Origin of the sequence: Streptomyces diastaticus subsp. diastaticus (assembly GCF_011170125.1) — a bacterium.
In the GTDB taxonomy this organism is placed as follows: domain Bacteria; phylum Actinomycetota; class Actinomycetes; order Streptomycetales; family Streptomycetaceae; genus Streptomyces; species Streptomyces diastaticus.
The window spans coordinates 1145536-1164102 of sequence record NZ_BLLN01000005.1 but is presented as its reverse complement, the minus strand read 5'-3'; the positions used below and the strand labels follow the sequence as shown (position 1 = coordinate 1164102).

Annotated in this window: 14 protein-coding genes; 3 read left to right on the top strand and 11 right to left on the bottom strand. The window is 75.2% G+C overall.

Features of this window, described 5'->3' with window-relative positions:
- Positions 1-41: 41 nt before the first annotated feature.
- The 5 genes from Sdia_RS22570 to Sdia_RS22550 form a co-directional block, all read right to left on the bottom strand.
- Positions 42-2174, bottom strand: coding sequence for a 3-hydroxyacyl-CoA dehydrogenase NAD-binding domain-containing protein (locus tag Sdia_RS22570; RefSeq protein WP_100457219.1), 2133 nt, complete (start codon positions 2172-2174; stop codon positions 42-44).
- Positions 2171-3391: a thiolase family protein gene (locus Sdia_RS22565; RefSeq protein ID WP_100457218.1), complete on the bottom strand. Its 1221-nt coding sequence runs from the start codon at positions 3389-3391 to the stop codon at positions 2171-2173. Before Sdia_RS22565 ends, Sdia_RS22570 begins: the two co-directional genes overlap by 4 nt.
- 175 nt (positions 3392-3566) lie before the next feature.
- Positions 3567-4865, bottom strand: coding sequence for an HRDC domain-containing protein (locus Sdia_RS22560; RefSeq protein WP_100457217.1), 1299 nt, complete (start codon positions 4863-4865; stop codon positions 3567-3569).
- Positions 4866-4941: 76 nt separating this feature from the next.
- On the bottom strand, positions 4942-5604 hold the full coding sequence (locus tag Sdia_RS22555; RefSeq protein ID WP_100457216.1) for a response regulator transcription factor: 663 nt from the start codon (positions 5602-5604) through the stop codon (positions 4942-4944).
- A gap of 740 nt (positions 5605-6344) precedes the next feature.
- Entirely contained in the window at positions 6345-7022 is a 678-nt protein-coding gene (locus Sdia_RS22550) for a DUF3000 domain-containing protein (protein WP_100457215.1), read from the bottom strand.
- A 135-nt stretch (positions 7023-7157) separates the two neighbouring features.
- Here Sdia_RS22550 and hemE point away from each other — a divergent pair, with 135 nt between their 5' ends.
- Entirely contained in the window at positions 7158-8222 is a 1065-nt protein-coding gene (gene hemE / locus Sdia_RS22545) for a uroporphyrinogen decarboxylase (protein ID WP_100457214.1), read from the top strand.
- 55 nt (positions 8223-8277) lie between these two features.
- On the opposite strand, the gene Sdia_RS22540 is transcribed toward hemE, so the two are convergent.
- Complete coding sequence (locus tag Sdia_RS22540) at positions 8278-9657, bottom strand: FAD-dependent oxidoreductase (RefSeq protein ID WP_189500363.1); 1380 nt, start codon at positions 9655-9657, stop codon at positions 8278-8280.
- A 70-nt stretch (positions 9658-9727) separates the two neighbouring features.
- Positions 9728-10738 carry a DUF4349 domain-containing protein gene (locus Sdia_RS22535; protein WP_189500364.1) on the bottom strand — a complete coding sequence of 337 codons (1011 nt, stop codon included), beginning with the start codon at positions 10736-10738 and terminating at the stop codon, positions 9728-9730.
- A 160-nt stretch (positions 10739-10898) separates the two neighbouring features.
- Between Sdia_RS22535 and hemG the strand changes: the two genes are divergently transcribed.
- Both hemG and hemQ read left to right on the top strand, forming a co-directional pair.
- A complete protein-coding gene (gene hemG / locus Sdia_RS22530) occupies positions 10899-12374 on the top strand; it encodes a protoporphyrinogen oxidase (protein ID WP_124287965.1) in 1476 nt (491 codons plus the stop codon).
- A gap of 4 nt (positions 12375-12378) precedes the next feature.
- Positions 12379-13095, top strand: coding sequence for a hydrogen peroxide-dependent heme synthase (gene hemQ / locus Sdia_RS22525; protein ID WP_100457210.1), 717 nt, complete (start codon positions 12379-12381; stop codon positions 13093-13095).
- Positions 13096-13108: 13 nt separating this feature from the next.
- On the opposite strand, the gene Sdia_RS22520 is transcribed toward hemQ, so the two are convergent.
- The 4 genes from Sdia_RS22520 to Sdia_RS22505 form a co-directional block, all read right to left on the bottom strand.
- Positions 13109-14776: an alpha/beta hydrolase gene (locus Sdia_RS22520; protein ID WP_185393526.1), complete on the bottom strand. Its 1668-nt coding sequence runs from the start codon at positions 14774-14776 to the stop codon at positions 13109-13111.
- Positions 14777-14912: 136 nt separating this feature from the next.
- Positions 14913-16190: an MbnB/TglH/ChrH family RiPP precursor modification enzyme gene (locus tag Sdia_RS22515; protein ID WP_229831451.1), complete on the bottom strand. Its 1278-nt coding sequence runs from the start codon at positions 16188-16190 to the stop codon at positions 14913-14915.
- A 260-nt stretch (positions 16191-16450) separates the two neighbouring features.
- The gene (locus Sdia_RS22510) at positions 16451-17164 is read right to left on the bottom strand and encodes a peptidyl-tRNA hydrolase (RefSeq protein WP_100457207.1); all 714 of its coding nucleotides are present in this window, start codon (positions 17162-17164) and stop codon (positions 16451-16453) included.
- Positions 17165-17328: 164 nt separating this feature from the next.
- Positions 17329-18198: a polysaccharide deacetylase family protein gene (locus tag Sdia_RS22505; RefSeq protein WP_100457386.1), complete on the bottom strand. Its 870-nt coding sequence runs from the start codon at positions 18196-18198 to the stop codon at positions 17329-17331.
- Between the last annotated feature and the right edge of the window lie 369 nt (positions 18199-18567).

Below are 18567 nucleotides of genomic sequence, written 5' to 3'. Positions count from 1 at the left end.
TTCCGCTCACCCCGTCACCGGGGCGGGCAGCGGCCCTCGCCTCACGCGGGGACGCTCGCCACGCCCGGCGCCAGGAACGGCTTGCCGTTGGCGCGCTCGGAGACGCCGGCGCGGTCCAGGTACGGCGTGATGCCGCCCAGGTGGAAGGGCCAGCCGGCGCCGGTGATCAGGCACAGGTCGATGTCCTGCGCCTCGGCGACGACGCCCTCGTCCAGCATGAGCCCGATCTCCTGCGCGACGGCGTCCATGACCCGGTCGCGGACCTGCTCCTCGGTGAGGACCGTGTCGCCCTGCTTCAGCAGCGCGGCGACCTCCGGGTCCAGCTCCGGCTTGCCCGAGTCGTAGACGTAGAAGCCGCGCTTGCCCGCCTCGACGACCGCCTTCAGGTTCGGCGAGACGGTGAAGCGGTCCGGGAAGGCGCCGTGCAGCGTCTCCGAGACGTGCAGGCCGATCGCCGGGCCGACCAGCTCCAGCAGCACCAGCGGCGACATCGGCAGGCCGAGCGGCTCGACGGCCTTCTCGGCGGTGGCCACCGGGGTGCCCTCGTCGATGACGTTCTGGATCTCGCCCATGAAGCGGGTGAGGATGCGGTTGACCACGAACGCCGGGGCGTCCTTGACGAGGACCGCGGTCTTCTTCAGCTTCTTCGCCACGCCGAAGGCGGTGGCCAGCGAGGCGTCGTCGGTCTGCTCGCCGCGGACGATCTCCAGCAGCGGCAGGACGGCGACCGGGTTGAAGAAGTGGAAACCGACGACCCGCTCGGGGTGCTTCAGCTTCGCGGCCATCTCGCTGACCGAGAGCGAGGAGGTGTTGGTGGCGAGGATCGCGTGGGCCGGGGCGACCGCCTCGACCTCGGCGAACACCTGCTGCTTGACGCCCATCTCCTCGAAGACGGCCTCGATGACGAAGTCGGCGTCCGCGAAGCCCTCGGCCTTGTCGAGCACACCGGAGACCAGGCCCTTGAGGCGGTTGGCCTTGTCCTGGTTGATGCGGCCCTTGCCGAGCAGCTTGTCGATCTCGGCGTGGACGTAGCCCACACCCTTGTCGATCCGCTCCTGGTCGATGTCGGTGAGGACCACCGGCACCTCCAGGCGGCGCAGGAAGAGCAGCGCCAGCTGCGAGGCCATCAGGCCCGCGCCGACCACGCCGACCTTGGAGACCGGTCGGGCCAGGCTCTTGTCGGGGGCGCCGGCGGGGCGCTTGGCGCGCTTGTTCACCAGGTTGAAGGCGTACAGGCCCGAGCGCAGCTCGCCGCTCATGATCAGGTCGGCGAGCGCCTTGTCCTCGGCGTCGTAACCGGCCTGCAGGTCACCGTCCTTGGCGGCGGCGATGATGTCCAGCGCGCGGTAGGCGGCCGGGGCCGCGCCGTGCACCTTGGAGTCGGCGAAGGCGCGCCCGCGGGCCACGGCCTCGTCCCAGGCGGCGCCCCGGTCGACCTCGGGACGGGAGACCTCGGTGTCGCCGTTGAGGACGGAGGCCGTCCAGGCCAGCGACTGCTCCAGGAAGTCGGCACCCTCGAACAGGGCGTCGGCGATGCCCAGTTCGAGGACCTGCTTGGCCTTGAGCTGGCGGTTCTGGTTGAGCGAGTTCTCGATGACGACCGAGACCGCGCGGTCGGCGCCGATCAGGTTCGGCAGCAGCGTGCAGCCGCCCCAGCCGGGCACCAGGCCGAGGAAGACCTCGGGCAGCGAGAAGGCCGGGACCGCCTTGGAGACGGTGCGGTACGAGCAGTGCAGACCGACCTCGACGCCGCCGCCCATGGCCGCGCCGTTGTAGTACGCGAAGGTCGGCACGGCCAGCGTGGCGAGCCGCTTGAAGACGTCGTGGCCGCCCTTGCCGATGGCGACGGCGTCCGCGTGCTGCTTCAGCAGCTCGACGCCCTTGAGGTCGGCGCCGACGGCGAAGATGAAGGGCTTGCCGGTGATGCCCACACCGACGACGGAGCCGTCGGCGGCCTCCTGCTCGACCTGGTCGATCGCCTTGTCGAGGTTGGCCAGCGACTGCGGGCCGAAGGTCGTCGGCTTGGTGTGGTCCAGGCCGTTGTCGAGCGTGATGAGCGCGAAGCGCCCGGCGCCCGCCGGCAGGTCCAGGTGACGTACGTGCGCCTGGGTGACGACCTCGTCCGGGAACAGCTCGGCCGCGCCCTTCAGGAGTTCGGCGGTAGAGGTGCTCACTTGTTGCCTCCGGTGAAGTGCGGGTTCTCCCAGATGACCGTGGCGCCCATGCCGAAGCCGACGCACATGGTGGTCAGCCCGTAGCGGACCTCCGGCTGCTCCTCGAACTGCCGGGCCAGCTGCGTCATCAGGCGGACGCCCGAGGAGGCCAGCGGGTGGCCGTAGGCGATGGCGCCGCCGTACTGGTTGACGCGGGCGTCGTCGTCGGCGATGCCGTAGTGCTCCAGGAAGGCGAGCACCTGGACGGCGAACGCCTCGTTGATCTCGAACAGGCCGATGTCGTCGATGGTCAGACCGGCCTGCTTCAGCGCCTTCTCGGTGGCCGGGATGGGGCCGTAGCCCATGACCTCCGGCTCGACACCCGCGAAGGAGTACGAGACGAGACGCATCTTGACGGGGAGGCCCAGCTCGTTCGCCACGTCCTCGGCGGCGAGCAGGGAGGCGGTGGCACCGTCGTTGAGACCGGCGGCGTTGCCCGCGGTGACCCGGCCGTGGGTGCGGAACGGCGTCTTCAGGCCGGCCAGCGACTCCAGGGTGGTGCCCGGGCGCATCGGCTCGTCGGCGGTGGCCAGGCCCCAGCCGGTCTCGCCGGCCTCGGCGTTGGTGCGGCGCACCGACACCGGCACCAGGTCCTGCTGGATCTTGCCGTTGGCGTACGCCTTGGCGGCCTTCTCCTGCGAGCGGACCGCGTACTCGTCGGCGCGCTGCCTGGTGATGGTGGGGTAGCGGTCGTGGAGGTTCTCCGCGGTCATGCCCATGAACAGGGCCGACTCGTCGACGAGCTTCTCGGAGACGAACCGCGGGTTGGGGTCGACGCCCTCACCCATCGGGTGGCGGCCCATGTGCTCGACACCGCCGGCCACGACCACGTCGTAGGCACCGAAGGCGATGGAGCCGGCGGTCGTGGTGACGGCCGTCATGGCACCGGCGCACATCCGGTCGATGGAGTAGCCCGGCACCGACTGCGGCAGCCCGGCGAGGATGCCCGCCGTGCGGCCGAGCGTGAGGCCCTGGTCACCGATCTGCGTGGTGGCGGCGATGGCCACCTCGTCGATCTTCTTGGGGTCCAGGTCCGGGTTGCGGCGCAGCAGCTCCCGGATCGCCTTCACGATCAGATCGTCGGCACGGGTCTCGTGGTAGATGCCCTTGGGGCCCGCCTTGCCGAACGGGGTGCGGACGCCGTCGACGAAGACGACGTCCCGGATGGTACGAGGCACGATGGCTCTCCTCCAGGGTGCGGGGTGGCACTGCTGCGCGGCGCGCCGGAACGCGCGGCGATACCGCCATGCTACTTGCGGGTAACCAAGCTGCCCAGTCCCCCCGGCCACAGCGGCGAAGCTCACACGCGAACGGCCCCCCGGCGCCAGGGGGCCGTACTGAGGTCGCGGCAGGCTAGGCGGCGGGCGCGTCCAACGCCTCGACCAGCAGCGGGGTCACCTGTTCGATCTGCCAGGGCCGCGCCCCGTACCCGGCGAGCGCGGCCGCCACCGCCGTTGGCCCGTGGTCCGCCGGAGGCTCCCAGCACAGCCGCCGCACGGTGTCCGGCGTGATCAGGTTCTCCTGGGGCAGCCGCAGTTCCTCGGCGCGTGCCGAGATGTCCGCGCGGGCCTTCGACAGCCGTGCGGCGGCCGCCGGGTCCCGGTCGGCCCAGGCGCGCGGTGGCGGGGGACCGGACGGTGCGGCGCCGGGCTGGGGCAGCTCCGTCTCGGGCAGTGCCCGCGCCCGGTCCACGGCGCTCTGCCACTGGTCGAGCTGGCGCCGGCCCGCCCGTCCGCTGAAGCCGCGCAGCCGCCCGAGCGCCTGCACGTCCGCCGGGAGCGAGAGGGCGGCCTCCACGATGGCGGCGTCGGGGAGCACCTTGCCGGGGGAGATGTCGCGGCGCTGGGCGACCCGGTCCCGGGCGTTCCACAGCTCCCGCACCACCGCGAGCTGACGGCGGCGGCGCACCTTGTGCATCCCGGAGGTCCGCCGCCACGGGTCCTTGCGGGGCGGGGCCGGGAGGGCGGCGGCGATGGCGTCGAACTCCTGGTGTGCCCAGTCGAGCTTGCCCTGCCCGGCCAGTTCCTCCTCCAGCGCGTCACGCAGGTCGGCGAGGAGTTCCACGTCGAGTGCCGCGTACCGCAGCCACGGCTCGGGGAGCGGACGGGTCGACCAGTCGACGGCGGAGTGCCCCTTCTCCAGCGAGTAGCCGAGCACGTTCTCCACCATCGCGCCGAGCCCCACCCGGGCGAACCCGGCGAGGCGCCCGGCCAGCTCGGTGTCGAAGAGGCGCCGCGGCACCATGCCTATGTCGCGCAGGCACGGCAGGTCCTGGGTGGCGGCGTGCAGCAGCCACTCGGTGTCCTCGACGACCTGCCCGAGGCCGGAGAGGTCGGGGCAGGCGACCGGGTCGATCAGTGCCGTGCCGGCCCCGTCGCGGCGCAGCTGCACGAGGTACGCGCGCTGTCCGTACCGGTAGCCCGAGGCCCGCTCCGCGTCGACCGCCAGCGGACCGCTGCCGGCCGCGTACCGCGCCACCGTCTCCGCGAGCGCCGCCTCGGAGGCGACCACCTCGGGCACCCCCTCGCGGGGGGCCAGCAGCGGGACCGGAGCCGGGAGGGCGGCCGGTGGGCCGTCCGCGTCGGACGGGCTCGGCGGCTGGGACGGGTCGAGCGGCGAGGGGTCGGCTGCGGTCTCTTGGGCGTCGGTCACCGGTCAAGGGTATCGGTGTACACGCCACGTCCGCCGACGGAACGTTCCCTCGGCGGACGTGCACGGGTGGCGCTGGTCAGTGGATGATGCCGGTACGCAGGGCCACCGCGACCATCCCCGCGCGGTCTCCGGTGCCCAGCTTGCGCGCGATACGGGCGAGGTGGCTCTTGACGGTGAGCGCGGACAGGCCCATCGAGACGCCGATGGCCTTGTTGGACTGGCCCTCCGCCACCAGCCGCAGCACCTCGACCTCACGGCCGGACAGTTCGCGGTAACCGCCCGGGTGGCTCGGGGCACCCGGGGGACGGCGGTGCATACGGGCGGCGGCGGAGCCGATCGGGGCGGCGCCGGGGCGGGTGGGGAGCCCGATGTTGGTACGCGTACCGGTGACGACGTACCCCTTGACGCCTCCGGCGAGGGCGTTGCGCACCGCGCCGATGTCGTCGGCGGCGGAGAGGGCCAGGCCGTTGGGCCAGCCCGCCGCGCGGGTCTCGGAGAGCAGGGTCAGTCCCGAACCGTCGGGAAGGTGGACGTCGGCGACGCAGATGTCGCGCGGGTTGCCGATTCGGGGGCGGGCCTCCGCAATGGACGATGCCTCGATGACATCGCGAACGCCGAGCGCCCACAGGTGGCGGGTGACCGTGGAACGGACACGCTGGTCGGCGACGACGACCATGGCCGTCGGCTTGTTCGGGCGGTAGGCGACCAGGCTTGCGGGCTGCTCGAGAAGAACGGACACCAGGCCTCCTGAAGGGGATGGCGGGACGGGGCCGGCTCGGGGAAGAAGCCGGGGCGATCCGTGCTGACTAGGTCAATGAGGTCTTCGGCAGCATTGGAAGCGTCCTTTAGGGAATGATCACGATTTGGTGACCCGCGAGGGCCCACAGGCGAACGCCCGTACGACCTTCCGACGGGCGAGCCCGCGGGGGGTCCGGCCGGACGCGGCGGCCCGGAGCGCGGCCCTCGGGGGCGGTGAGGCGGGCAGGAGTCGCTCGCGGGGCGGGCGCGAGCAGACGACGGCGAGGGCCCCCGCAGCGAGTACCGGGTGCCGCCCGCGCGGGAGCGCGCGGCCGCACCGGCGCACAGGGTTCCGAGCCCGCGGCGGCCCCCGTCGGCGCTTCTGCCAGGGACGGCGCCCGCCCGCGCGTCGCCCGCCGGGCCGCTCTCCCGGGCGCTCGCCGCGGTGCCGGTCGGACGGCGGTGGCTCGGGGCCGTGCCGGCCGGGCGGCCCGTCCGCCGCCTGGCCGCCCCACCTCGCGGCCGCGGTGGCGCCCTCTCCCTCCCACGGCGTCCGGCGGCCGGTCCCGCCCCGCGCCGTCCGCCACGGCACGCGGAAGGGCCGCGCTCGCACATCCGCCCGAGCGCGGCCCTCCGGCTCCCCCGCGCGGGACGGACGGGCCACCGGTCAGGCAGTGCCGGGCGACGTGCCCGGCCACCGCACCGCCAGCGCCCTTCGTCCCCGGCCCGCCCCGGCCGCCCTCACCCCTGGGGGCGTGGCCCCCGTCGCTGGGGCAGTGACACGACCGACGAGTCCGTGGCCGCGACCGGCGGCAGCCCCGCGATCCGGGCCAGCAGGTCGGACCAGGCGGTCAGGTGGCCCGCCGTGTCGGGGGCGCCGCCCGACTCCTCCTGCGGGGTCCAGGAGGCGCGGATCTCGATCTGGGAGGCCGGGCGGCGTGCCGAGAGGCCGCCGAAGTGGTGCGAGGAGGCGCGGGTGACCGTGCCGCTCGGCTCCCCGTGGACCAGGCCGCGGGCCTGGAAGGCGCCGGTCAGCCAGGACCAGCAGACCTCCGGCAGGAGCGGGTCGGCCGCCATCTCCGGCTCCAGCTCCGCCCGGACCAGCGTGACCAGACGGAACGTGCCCTTCCAGGCGTCGTGCCCGGCCGGGTCGTGGAGCAGGACGAGCCGGCCGTCGGAGAGGTCCTCGCCGTCCTCGACCACCGCCGCCTCCAGCGCGTACGCGAACGGCGCCAGCCGCCGGGGCGGGGGCGTCGCCTCCACCTCGATCTCCGGACGGAGCCGGGCCTCCCGCAGGGCCCGGACCGCCGCGCGGAAGCCCGGTGGAGCGTCGTCCGCCCCCTCTCCGGGCCCTCGCGCGCCGCCCGTGCCGTCCGTGCCGTCAGTGCCGTCCGAAAGGTGTCCCTGAGCCGCAGCCATGCCGGGAAGGTTAAGGGGAACGGGGCCCGTGCGCAGGGAGGACACCCGTGCGGGTGCCGACGCGCGCCGCCCGGGACGCCGCGGTGTCCGTAACCTCCCGTCGAGGGCGTTCCGGGCTCATGCGAGACTTCAGGGGTGAGCGCCAATGACCGCCCGACGGGCCAGCCGACCGCACCCCACGATTCCGCCTTCCTGAAGGCGTGCCGGCGTGAGCCGGTGCCGCACACCCCGGTGTGGTTCATGCGGCAGGCGGGCCGCTCACTGCCCGAGTACCGCAAGGTCCGCGAGGGCATCGCGATGCTCGACTCCTGCATGCGGCCCGAACTGGTCACCGAGATCACCCTCCAGCCGGTCCGCCGCCACGGCGTCGACGCCGCCATCTACTTCAGCGACATCGTGGTCCCGCTCAAGGCCATCGGCATCGACCTCGACATCAAGCCGGGCATCGGCCCCGTCGTCGAGCAGCCGATCCGCACCCGCGCCGACCTGGCCCGGCTGCGCGACCTGACCCCCGAGGACGTCTGGTACGTCACCGAGGCCATCGGGCTGCTCACCGCCGAACTGGGCGCCACCCCGCTCATCGGCTTCGCCGGAGCCCCGTTCACCCTCGCGAGCTACCTGGTCGAGGGCGGACCCAGCCGCAACCACGAGCACACCAAGGCGCTCATGTACGGCGACCCGGAGCTCTGGGCCGACCTGCTCGACCGGCTCGCCGAGATCACCACGAGCTTCCTCAAGGTGCAGATCGAGGCCGGCGCCTCCGCCGTCCAGCTCTTCGACTCCTGGGTCGGCGCGCTGGCCCCCGCGGACTACCGCCGCTCGGTCATGCCCGCCTCCCGCAAGGTCTTCGACGCGGTCGCCGGGTACGGCGTGCCGCGCATCCACTTCGGCGTCGGCACCGGCGAACTCCTCGGCCTGATGTCCGAGGCCGGGGCCGACGTGGTCGGCGCCGACTGGCGCCTCCCGCTGGACGAGGCCGCCCGCCGGATCGGTCCGGGCAAGGCCGTCCAGGGCAACCTCGACCCGGCCGTGCTCTTCGCGCCCACCGAGGCGGTCCGCGCCAAGACCGGCGAGGTGCTGGAGGCCGCCGCGGGGCTGGAGAGCCACATCTTCAACCTCGGCCACGGCGTCCTGCCCGACACCGCTCCCGACGCCCTGACCCGCCTCGTCGAGGACGTCCACACGCGCACCGCCCGCTGACGCTCCGACGGACACCGGCCGGCCCCCGCCACGGGGGCCGGCCGGTGCCGCCCGGTCAGCCCGCCGCGTCCGCCCGTACCGCCCGGGTCGCCTTGCGGGCCGCGACCAGGACCGGGTCCCAGACCGGGGAGAAGGGCGGGGCGTAGCCGAGGTCGAGCGCGGTCATCTGCTCGACCGTCATCCCGGCCGTCAGCGCCACCGCCGCGACGTCCACCCGCTTGCCCGCGCCCTCGCGGCCCACGATCTGGGTGCCCAGCAGCCGCCCGGTACGCCGCTCGGCCAGCATCTTCACGGTCATCGACGCCGCCCCGGGGAAGTACCCGGCCCTGCTGGTCGACTCCACCCTCACCGTGACGAACTGGAAGCCGACCTCGCGCGCCTGGGCCTCCAGCAGCCCCGTCCGGGCGATCTCCAGGTCGCAGACCTTGCTGACGGCCGTGCCCACGACACCGGGGAAGGTGGCGTACCCGCCGCCCACGTTGGTGCCGATGACCTGGCCCTGCTTGTTGGCGTGCGTGCCCAGCGGGACGTGCCGCTGGCGGCCCGCCACCAGGTCCAGCACCTCCACGCAGTCGCCGCCCGCCCAGATGTCGCTGTGGCCCCGTACCCGCATCGCCTGGTCGGTGAGGAGGCCGCCGGAGTCGCCCAGCGGCAGCCCGGCCGCCTCGGCCAGCGCCGTCTCGGGCCGTACGCCGATGCCCAGCACCACCACGTCCGCCGGGTACTCGGCGTCCGAGGTGACCACGGCGCGGGCGCGGCCCTGCACGTCGGTGCGGATCTCGGTGACCTCGGCCTCGTCGACCAGCTGGACACCGAGCCCGGTGACCGCCTCGTGCACCAGCTCGCCCATGTCCGGGTCGAGGGTCGTCATCGGCTCCGGCGCCCGGTTGAGCAGCGTCACCTGGTAGTCGCGCCGCAGCAGGGCCTCGGCCATCTCCACGCCGATGTACCCGGCGCCGACCACCACCGCGCGCCGCCCGCCGGTCTGCCGGAGGGTGTCCAGCAGGGCCTGCCCGTCGTCGAGGGTCTGGACGCCGTGCACCCCGGGCGCGTCGATGCCGGGCAGCGGGGGCCGCACCGGGCGGGCCCCGGTGGCGATGACCAGCTTGTCGTAGCCGGTCCACACCTCCTGCCCGTCCGGCAGCCGCCGCGACCTGACCCGGCCGCCGGCCACGTCGATCTCGGTGACCTCGGTCCGCATCCGCAGGTCGATCTGGCGGGCCCGGTGCTCCTCGGGCGTCCGCGCGACCAACTGGTCCGGACCGTCCACGTCGCCACCCACCCAGTACGGGATGCCGCACGCCGAGTACGAGGCGTGGTGCCCGCGCTCGAAGGCGACGATCTCCAGCGCGTCCGGGTCCTTGAGCCTGCGCGCCTGCGACGCGGCGGACATCCCCGCCGCGTCCCCACCGATGACCACCAGTCGCTCTCTCATGCCGCCACGCTACGCGGACGGCCGCCGCCTCGGGCCGGCGCCCGGCCCGAGACGGCGGCCGGGGTCCGGCTCAGTCGCGTCCGGGCCGTGCCGCCGGGACGGCCGACTCCGCGCCGGAGTCCTGCGCCCCGGCCTCCCCCTCGCGCTCCGGGGCACGAGGCGCCGCCGCGGAGCCGGCCGGACGCCGCCGGCGGGTGAGCCGCCGGACCAGCAGGACCAGGCCGAGAGCCGGCACGAAGGGCAGGGCCGCCCCCACCGCCACGGTCAGCCAGCGCAGCGTCGCCGTCAACGCCGACCAGCCGCCGGAGAGCGCGTCGGTGAAGGTCGGGCCGTCGTCCCCGGCGGGCTCCGCCTTCGCCGCGCGCTCGGAGAGCTGGAGGGTGACCGTCGCCATCGAGGTGCGGTCCTTCAGGGACGACTGCTGGGCGAGCAGCGACTCCAGCTCCGCCTGGCGGCTGCTCAGCTCCCCCTCCAGCGCCACGACGTCGCTCAGCTTCTCCGCCCGGTCCATCAGCTCGCGGACCCGCGCGACACTGGCCCGCTGCGACTTCAGGCGGCTCTCGACGTCCACCACCTCCTCAGTGACGTCCTCCGCGCCGGTCCGCCGCGACACCACCTCCCCGCCCTCGCCGAGCGAGTCCAGCACCGCGTCGTACCGCTCCTGCGGCACCCGCACCACCACCGTCGACCGCTCGTGCCCTCGCGCGTCGCGGCGGGTCGACTCTTCACCGACGTAGCCGCCCGCGTCCTCGACCACCGAGCGGGCCGACGCCAGCGCCGCCGGTACGTCCTTCACCCGCAGCTCCAGCTCGGCGGTCCGGACCAGGTGGACGCCCTTCAGCTCCGGAGTCCTCCGCCCGGCCGCCTCGCCGCTCCGGTCCGCGCCGTCCCCCTGCCGTTCGGCCTGGCCGCCGCCCGCCCCGTCCGCCGGCGACGGGGCCGCCGCCCGCTCCGGCACCGACGAGGCCGACTCCGAGGAGCCGGACGAACACCCCGCCAGCCCCAGTACCGCCACCGCCAGCAGCGCCGTCGCCCGGCGTTTCGCGATCCCGCCGCCGTTGCCTGTCCGCGTCCGGCTCATCCGCCGTTCCCCTCGTCCTCGCCGCCCCACCCGTCGGGGCGCCTGTGCCGCTACGACGCCGCCGCGCACCGGCGGGTTTCGGCTCCGGGGTCGCGAACGGGTAACGGAACCACGCCGACCCGGCGGCGGCCCGGCCCGCCCGGTTTGAGACAGTGACTCCATGCGCGCGGAAACAGACGGAAACCCGGCGGGAGCGGACGGCACGAGCCCCCGCGTGGTGGTCGTCGGAGGCGGCGTCGCGGGCCTCACGGCCGCCCTGCGCCTCCTCGACGCCGGAGCCGCCGTCACCCTCCTGGAAGCCTCCGAACGGCTCGGAGGCAAGCTCCGCACCGGCGACATCGGCGGCGTCCGCGTCGACCTGGGCGCCGAGTCGATGCTGGCCCGGCGCCCCGAGGCCGTGGCCCTGGCCCGCGAGGCCGGACTCGCCGGCGCCCTCCAGCCCCCCGCCACCGCCAGTGCCGCCCTGTGGACCCGCGACGCCCTGCGACCCATGCCCAAGGGCCACGTCATGGGCGTCCCCGCCGACCCGGCCAGCCTCGCCGGAGTCCTCTCCGAGGAGGGCGTCGCCCGGATCGCCGAGGACCGCACCCTGCCCCGCACCGAGGTCGGCGAGGACATCGCCGTCGGCGAGTACGTCGCCGCCCGCGTCGGCCGCGAGGTCGTCGACCGCCTCGTCGAGCCCCTCCTCGGCGGCGTCTACGCGGGCAACGCCTACCGCATCTCCCTGCGCGCCGCCGTCCCCCAGCTCTTCGCCGCCGCCCGCGAGCACACCTCGCTGACCGAGGGCGTCCGCGCGATCCAGGCCCGCACCGCCGTCGCGGACCCGCGCACCGACCCCGTCTTCATGGGCATCGACGGCGGCGTCGGCCGCCTCCCGCAGGCCGTCGCCGACACCGTCCGCGCCCGCGGCGGCCGCATCCGCACCGGTACGCCCGTCACCGGCCTGGCCCGCACCCCCGGCGGCTGGCGCCTGACCACCGGCACGCCCGCCGCCCCGGAGGCGCTCGACGCCGACGCCGTCGTCCTCGCCGTGCCCGCGCCGCAGGCCGCCCGGCTGCTCGCCGCCGAACTGCCGGCCGCCGCGGCCGACCTCGCCGAGATCGAGTACGCCTCCATGGCCCTGATGACCTTCGCCTTCCGCGCCGGGGAGGCCGCCCTGCCGCAGGGCAGCGGCTTCCTCGTCCCGCCCGTCGACGGACGGACCGTCAAGGCCGCCACCTTCGCGGGCCGCAAGTGGCGCTGGATCGCCGAGCAGGAACCGGGCCTCCAGATCGTCCGCACCTCCGTCGGCCGCCACCGCGAGGAGGAGATGCTCGGCCGCGACGACGCCGAACTCCTCGACCTGGCCCGCCGCGACCTGCGCACCGCCACCGGCGTCGCCGCCGAACCGGTCGACGCCCACGTCACCCGCTGGGACCAGGGCCTGCCGCAGTACCCCGTCGGCCACCTCGCCCGCGTCGCCCGTGTCCGCGACCAGGTCGCCGGGGCCCGGGGACTCGCCGTGTGCGGCGCCGCCTACGACGGCGTCGGCATCCCGGCCTGCGTCGCCTCCGCGACCGAGGCGGCCCGCCAGGTCCTCGCGCCCCGCCCGGAAGGCGACCCGGCGTCGGGCTCGTCCGGGCACGCGGGAGAATGACCCCATGAGTGCTGCTTCCGAGAAGAACCCCAACGCGGGCAAGAAGGCCAAGGACCTCAACGAGGTCATCCGCTACACGCTGTGGTCCGTCTTCAAGCTCCGCGACGTGCTCCCCGAGGACCGGTCCGGCTACGCCGACGAGGTCCAGGACCTGTTCGACAAGCTCGCCGCCAAGGACGTCACCGTCCGCGGCACCTACGACGTCTCCGGTCTGCGCGCCGACGCCGACGTGATGATCTGGTGGCACGCCGAGACCGCCGACGCCCTCCAGGAGGCGTACAACCTCTTCCGCCGCACCCGCCTCGGGCGCGCGCTGGAGCCGGTCTGGTCGAACATGGCGCTGCACCGCCCCGCCGAGTTCAACAAGTCGCACATCCCGGCGTTCCTCGCCGACGAGACGCCGCGCGACTACATCAGCGTCTACCCGTTCGTCCGCTCCTACGAGTGGTACCTCCTCCCCGACGAGGAGCGCCGGGCGATGCTCGCCGACCACGGCAGGATGGCCCGCGGCTACCCGGACGTGCGCGCCAACACGGTCGCCTCGTTCTCCCTCGGCGACTACGAGTGGATCCTCGCCTTCGAGGCCGACGAGCTGTACCGCATCGTCGACCTCATGCGCCACCTGCGCGCCTCCGAGGCACGCCGCCACGTCCGCGAGGAGGTGCCCTTCTACACCGGGCGCCGCAAGTCCGTCGCCGACCTGGTCGCCCAGCTCGCCTGAGACCGGACCCGCCTCACCGGGCCGCCGGACGCGTCCCGGCGGCCCGGGGGAGCGCCGGCCGCAGCGCGCGGCCGCCGTTCCCGTCCGCCTCGTCCCCGGCCGGGGACGAGGCGTCCTGCGACTCCGGCTCCGGAGCCGGCCGGGCCGCGCAGTCGGTGCTCCGCCCGGGGAGCTTCCCGTCGATCAGGTAAGCCTCGACGTGCTGGTTGACGCAGGCGTTGGGCCCGCCCGCCAGCCCGTGCGTCCCCGCGCCCCGCTCGGTCACCAGCGAGGCGCCCGGCAGCCGCCGCCGCAGCTCCAGCGCCCCGGCGTACGGGGTCGCGGCGTCCCGTTCCCCGGCGAGGATCAGCGTTCCGGGCAGCTCACCCGGCCGCACCCGTACGTCCAGCGGGCTCTGCCGGGGCTCCTTCCAGTACGCGCACGGCAAATTCAGCCAGGCGTTCTCCCAGGTCTCGAACGGCGCCCGGCGGGCCAGCCGGGTGTGGTCCCGGTCCCAGGTCTCCCAACGCGTCGGCCACGGCGCGTCGTTGCACTCCACCGCCGTGTAGACGGCCCGCGCGTTCTCCGCCTCCGCCGCGCCCTCCTCCAGCGGCGTCGCCAGATTGACCAGCGGCTGCGGATCGCCCTTCAGGTAGGCCGCCAGCGCCCCGGCGTGCGAGGGCCAGTAGTCCTCGTAGTAGCCGGCCCGCAACATCACCGCCTGGAGCTGCGCCGGCCCGACCCGGCCCCCGGCCGGCTCCGCCGCCAGCTTCTCCCGTGCCCGCCGGTACCCCGCCAGCACCTGTGCCCCGTCGCTGCCCATCCCGTACACCGCGTCGTGTGAGGCGATCCACCGCCGGAAGTCCGCCCACCGCTCCTCGAACGCCGCCGACTGGGCCAGATTGTTCCGGTACCAGACGCGCGAGGGGGTCGGGTCGACCGCCGAGTCGAAGACCATCCGCCGCACGTGCGAGGGGAAGAGCGTCGCGTACAGCGCCCCGAAGTACGTGCCGTACGACGCGCCCATGAACGTCAGCTTCCGCTCACCGAGACCGGCTCGCAGCACCTCCAGGTCCCGGGCGTTGTTCAGCGAGGTGACGTGCCGCAGCCGCTCCCCGCTCCGCTCCGCGCACCCCCGCGCGTACGCCTTGGCCACCGCGATCCGCTCCGCCTTCTGCTCCTCGGTCGGATGCTCGGGCGCCTGCCACGTCCCGTCCGGCTTCTCGCGCGGGTCCCGGCAGGAGAGCGGCGCCGACCGGCCCACCCCGCGCGGCGCGTACCCGACCAGGTCGTAGACCGACCCCAGCCGCTTCCACTCGGGGAAGATCCCCACCAGCGGGAAGAGCATCCCCGAGGCGCCCGGCCCGCCCGGGTTGAAGACCAGCGCGCCCTGCCGCTCCCGCGCCGGACCGGCCGCCCTCACCCGGCTCACCGTCAGGTCGATCTGCTTCCCGTCGGGCGCCGCGTAGTCCAGCGGGACCCGCACCGTGCCGCACTCCAGCGACCGGGGCAGCCCCTCCTCGTCGGGACACCGCCCGAACACGACCGGGGTCCTCGCCGCCCGCTCGGCCGCCAGTGCCACCCCGCGCGCCTCCGCGCCGCCGGGCGGGGCCGGGGCAGCGGCGGCGGGCGCCTGCGGGAGGGCCGCGAGCGGGGCGAGGAGCAGCGCCGTGGCGGTGGTGAAGATGAGCGGTGCGCGCATCGCGTCCCTTTCGTCCGGCCGGTGAACGGCAGAAGGGATGATTCGCACGGCGGCCGGCGAGGGCAAGCACCGGCGGACGTGTTGGCCCGACCCGCTCGGATCGGCCCAACACCGCCGTCCGGGGACGGCGCCGTGCTCAGCGACCCAGCAGCGCGAAGCGGAGCACCCGCGCCCACCGGGCCCACGGCCTGCCCACCAGCGACGCCCGGCCCGACCGCTCGATCCACCAGTCGCGCAGCTCACGCCGCGCCCGGCGCCCGGCCGGAGGATCGTGCCGCAGCGTGTGGAGCGCGAAGGCGAGCGCGTCCGAACGGTGACCGCCGGTCAGCGGACGGCCCGCCGCGTACCGCAGGAACCGCGGCCGGTACGTGTCGCCGAGGATGCGCGGCAGCTCCGGGGCGAGAAAGGCCACCACGTCCCCGCGTTTGGCCGCCAGCATCCTGCTCTGCACCCGCAGCCGGCCCCGGTCGAACCCCTCCGGCGCCGGAGTCCCCGCCACCAGCGCCGACAGCAGCGCCGTCTGCCCGATCGCCAGCCGTGTCCGGACGGTCTCGCCCGCCGCCTTGGCGGGCACCTTCGCCGCGCCGGGGCCGGTCGGACCCGCTCCCGGACCGGCCGCCGGCCGCGCCCCCACCAGAACCGGGGTCCGCCCGGCCGACGCCACCGTCCGGCGGATCCTCGCGACCTCCGCCGCCAGTTCGGCCGCCGAGGGGAACCGCTCGTCGCGCTCCAGCAGCACCCCGGGCGGCCGCACCCGCGACGCCAGCTCGGCCAGGACCGCGAGCACCGGCTCCGGCACCGGGTGGGCGTGGCTGTCGTGCCACACCCCGTCCCGCTCGAAGCCGCCCGCCACATGGACGTACGCCAGCGCCTCCAGCGGCAGCGCGTCGAGGGCGGCCGACGGGTCCTCACCCAGGTTGACGTGGTTGGTGTGCAGGTTGGCGACGTCGATCAGCAGCCGTACGCCGGTCCGGTCGGCCAGCTCGTGGAGGAACTGGCCCTCCGTCAGCTCCTCGTCCGGCCAGGAGAAGAGGGCCGCGATGTTCTCCACGGCGAGCGGCACGGGCAGCTGGTCCTGGGCGATCCGCACGTTCTCGCAGAGCACCGCGAGCGCCTCCCGCGTCCGGGGCACCGGCAGCAGGTGCCCGGCCTCCAGCCGGGGCGAGGCGGTCCGCTCACCGCCCGCCCTGACGAACGCGATGTGCTCGGTGACCAGCGGCGCCCCCAGCGCCTGGGCCCGCTCGGCCAGCGCCGCGAGCCGGACCGGATCGGGCCGCTCCGCGCCGCCCAGCCCGAGACCCACCCCGTGCGGCACCACCGCCACACCGCGCTCTCGCAGCCGCCGCAGCGAATCAGGGAGGTGACCGGGGCAGATGTTCTCCGCCACCACCTCCACCCACTCGATCCCCGCCATCGCCTCGACCGCCTCAGCGATCGCGGGCCGCCACCCGATCCCCGTCCCCAGCCGCTCCGCCCCGACCTGTGCCACCTGACTCCCCCTTCAGGACGCCCCCTTGCCCTGCGGCCACCCTGCCCGTCGCCACTCGGCCCGGAACCGTGTCCCGCCCACTTCAGAGCAGGATTTGAGCTTCACCGCCCGCCCACGCCGCGCCACGCCCCGCCCCCGCCGGCCCGCCGAGGAGGCGCCGCCGGGCCACGCCCCGCGTGCCGGCCTCACCCCACCAGCGCGGGGTGCTCCGCCACCACCGTGCACGACCCGGGCGCGATCTCGGTGAACCCGGCGTCCCGCACCAGGGGCAGTCCGCTCTCCACCAGCTCCTTCCAGCGCGCGGCCCCCGCGGTCCGCACCGCCAGCGCGAACCCCTGCTCGCGCCAGGCGTCCCGCTCCGCCGCCGACAGCCGCCACCAGGCCAGTTGCGCGCCGTGCCCCGCCTGGGCCATCGCCTTCCCCGCCGACATGGGCACGTCCGGGTTGAGCCAGAGCACCGGTACGCCGGGCGCGGGCTCGGCCGGCTCCTCCGGATCCTCCAGCTCGGTGCCGGAGACCTGGAGCTTGGCCAGTTCCCTGGGCCAGCCGTCGAGCGGCACCGGCGGGTGCACGCGGACCTCGGCGCCGCCGTCCTCGACCGTGATCCCCGGCAGCGCCGCGGCCTTGCGCCACTCCGACCCCCGGGCCCGCCGCACCACCTTGCGGATACGCGCGTCCTGCCAGTCCCGTACCGCCCGCGCCCACTCTCCGTCCCCCTCCGACCGGGGGTCGCAGAGCAGTGTCAGAACGGCCCGCGCGGCCGTCTCCAGCGCGTCGGTGCGGGCGGGCGGCTCGGCCCGCTCCAGCCGCACGACGAGCGGCAGCACGAACTGCGGCGCCTCGTCGCGGGCGGTGCGTTCGTCACGGAAGGGACTGTCGGAGAGGGGTTCGCCGGTCACCGCACCAGTCTGCCAAACCCGGGGGCGCCGCCCGCACCGGCCGGAAGGACGCCGCCCGACAGGCGCGCGGGGTTCCCGGACCGCACGCGGACGACGACCCGTCCGCCCCTCCCGCTCGTCCGTGAGACCCCCTCGGAGACCGCGACTGAGGCGGACGGGCAGCCTCACCCCTTCCGCGAAGCCGCCCCGATCAGCTCGGACACCTTCACGAAGCGGTACCCCTGCTCGCGCAGCGCGGGCACGATCCGGCGCAGCGCCCGCTCGGTGGCCGGCGCGGCGCTGCGGGTGCAGTGCATGACGACGACCGAGCCCGGCCGCACCCCGTCCAGCACCTGCTGCGCCACCGCGTCGGCGTCGGTGGCGAAGGCGTCCCCGCTCACCACGTCCCACTGCACGGCCGTCACCCCGGCCGCCGAGACGGCCCGGAGCGCCGCGTCGTCGTAGCATCCGCCGGGGAACCGGAAGTACGGCATCGCCTTCTTCACCCCGGCCGCGCGGAAGGCGGTGTAGGCCCGCTCCACGTCGTCCCGCATCTCGCTCCGCGCGACGCGCGGCAGCCCGTAGCAGTCGCCGGTGAAGGCGTGGTGGCTGTACGAGTGGTTGGCGACCTCGAAGAGCGGGTCGGCGCCGATGGCCTTCGCCTGGTCCGGGTACTCCTCGGCCCACCGGCCGGTCATGAAGACGGTGGCGGGCACCTTCAGGCGCCGGAGCGAGGCGATCAGCTCGGGGTGGTCGAAGCGCTCACCGCCCGCCGCCCGCTCACCCTGGTCGGCGGTCATGTCGGCGTCGAAGGTGAGGGCGACGGTCCTGCCGCCGTTCCGTGGGCCGTTGGCGAAGACCGGGGCGAGCCCGCCGGGTCCCGGCGCCAGCGTGGGCGGCGCCGCCGGGACGGTGGGGGAGGCGGAGTGCGAGGCGTGGGGCCCCGGCGCCGTGTCGTGGGGGGCCGGGGCGGACTGGCCGCAGCCGGCCACCGCGCCCAGCGCCATCAGGGCGCCCAGCGCCGTGCCGGTCCGGGTCCTTGCCTTACGCACCATGCTGATCACGGCGCGACCCTAGGATGAGAAAAGCCGCATATCGGGAAAAACGCCGCAGGGGGCCGCCTTCTCACCCGTCTCGCCCCACCCGCCGCCCCCCATCCGGTGCCCCGGACGCGGTCCTCCGCGGGCCGCCGGGGACGTCCGCGCCCAGAAGCGGCCGGCTGCGGCGCGCCGTGCGCGGCCTCGGTCGGTCACGCGCACGCGCGGCCCGCGCGACGCCGTGGACCCACGGCGGCCCGCCGGAACCGCCGGAGTCGGTCACGCGCACGCGCGGCCCGCGCCGGGCAGGCCCCTGCCCGGCACCGAGGCCGTACGCACCCCCCCGTCTCCGGAGCCGACGGCCCCCGCCCCGCGTGAGCGCGGGGA

What these genes read in the sequence shown, in the direction of transcription:
- Sdia_RS22550 (WP_100457215.1), bottom strand. Translation starts at nt 7,022, where the DNA reads ATGGCTGCGGCTCAGGGACACCTTTCGGACGGCACTGACGGCACGGAC.
- Sdia_RS22540 (WP_189500363.1), bottom strand. Translation starts at nt 9,657, where the DNA reads ATGAGAGAGCGACTGGTGGTCATCGGTGGGGACGCGGCGGGGATGTCC.
- Sdia_RS22535 (WP_189500364.1), bottom strand. Translation starts at nt 10,738, where the DNA reads ATGAGCCGGACGCGGACAGGCAACGGCGGCGGGATCGCGAAACGCCGG.
- hemG (WP_124287965.1), top strand. Translation starts at nt 10,899, where the DNA reads ATGCGCGCGGAAACAGACGGAAACCCGGCGGGAGCGGACGGCACGAGC.
- hemQ (WP_100457210.1), top strand. Translation starts at nt 12,379, where the DNA reads ATGAGTGCTGCTTCCGAGAAGAACCCCAACGCGGGCAAGAAGGCCAAG.
- Sdia_RS22520 (WP_185393526.1), bottom strand. Translation starts at nt 14,776, where the DNA reads ATGCGCGCACCGCTCATCTTCACCACCGCCACGGCGCTGCTCCTCGCC.
- Sdia_RS22515 (WP_229831451.1), bottom strand. Translation starts at nt 16,190, where the DNA reads ATGGCGGGGATCGAGTGGGTGGAGGTGGTGGCGGAGAACATCTGCCCC.
- Sdia_RS22505 (WP_100457386.1), bottom strand. Translation starts at nt 18,198, where the DNA reads ATGGTGCGTAAGGCAAGGACCCGGACCGGCACGGCGCTGGGCGCCCTG.